Annotated in this window: 1 protein-coding gene; it reads left to right on the forward strand. The window is 31.4% G+C overall.

Going from position 1 to position 1,377, the window contains the following annotated elements; genetic code table 11:
* Positions 1-546: 546 nt before the first annotated feature.
* Positions 547-1,245: a prepilin peptidase gene (locus ACEN3Z_RS11830; protein ID WP_407090976.1), complete on the forward strand. Its 699-nt coding sequence runs from the start codon at positions 547-549 to the stop codon at positions 1,243-1,245.
* Positions 1,246-1,377: the final 132 nt, after the last annotated feature.

Genomic DNA, 1,377 nt, shown 5'->3' on the forward strand with positions numbered 1-1,377 from the left:
TTGTTTGGTTGTCTGTTCCGTAGAACAGATCCCCTTACACATTTGGTGTGTTTATCTTTGTTCAGTTTTCAATGAGCTTTCGTTGCGGTTGTGATGCAACTTTATTATTATAGCACGTTTACGAAGTTAAAGTCAATAACTTTTTTAAGTATTTAATCCACTTCCTTGTGCTCGTTGTCTGCTAAGACAACTTTTAAATAATACCATATACGCCATAACGATGTCAATAACTAGTTAAAGTTTTTGATTATTTATTCGCTTTTGTCTTTTTTTGTAACCGCTACAAACATTACTGTAACGACTTGTATAAGTGTAACATTGCATTTACAATCTGTCAATAGTTTTGAAAATTTTTTGTAAATTTAATGTAAACAGTCTCTATTGTTAGGTAATAGTTACTCTTTCTCGTAACAGCAAGAAATAATATAGCATGAAATTCAGCTAACCGTCAACCTTTTTTGTCTTTTATATATTATTTTTGATTTTATGTAAATTTAATAATGGAATTGACCTTTTTTCTTGTATATATCATTAGGAGGTTTTTATATGATATATATTTTTCAGTTTATTATCGGTAGTTGTCTTGGCTCCTTTACTTATTGTTTTGCCTTTGATTGGGTACACCAGCAAATTCGTTTTACTCGTCGTTATACGTGCGATCATTGCTCTACTACACTCAAAGCTTTTGATTTAGTTCCAATTGTTTCTCAAGTTTTAAGTCGATTTAAGTGTCGTTATTGTCAGAAGCCAACGACTTTCTACTATATAATAGTTGAAATCATGAGTGGTCTTCTGTTCGTATGGTCTAGCTTTGTGTTTAATGAGTATCACTTCTACTTTATCTTGGTCTTTACCTTAGTAAGCTTGTTAATGATCTACTGTGATATACACGCTATGATGGTACCTGATTTGCTTCAGTTCATTCTTTTATGTCTTGTTTTGTATATTGTTTACGTCAGCGATCTTGAATTTGATATGCAATTATTGCTTTCATCGGTAACCTTTGTTTCTTTCTTAATTTTTAACACGCTAAGGCCTGCCTCTATTGGAGGAGCTGATATTAAAGTCTTTACTATCCTTTCATTATGTATACCTGTATCTCTATTCCCTATGTTTTTATTTATTACATCGACTACAGCACTATGTTATTTCTTATTGAGATACTTATTCAGTTTTAAGTTCACTGGCGCTTTACCTTTTTTCCCATTTATATTTTTCGGTTTGTATTGTATCCTCTCCATATAGAATATAAAGGTTCTTGAATTTTTGGTGTTGGTGAGAGAAATCTCACTGACACCTTTTTTTGTATGTACACAAAAGCCAGTGAATTCCTATATAATAAAGTTACCATACATTACTAAAAGGAGAATTCACTTG

This window comes from Ruoffia sp. FAM 26254, assembly GCF_045528545.1.
Classification (GTDB): Bacteria; Bacillota; Bacilli; order Lactobacillales; family Aerococcaceae; genus Ruoffia; species Ruoffia halotolerans.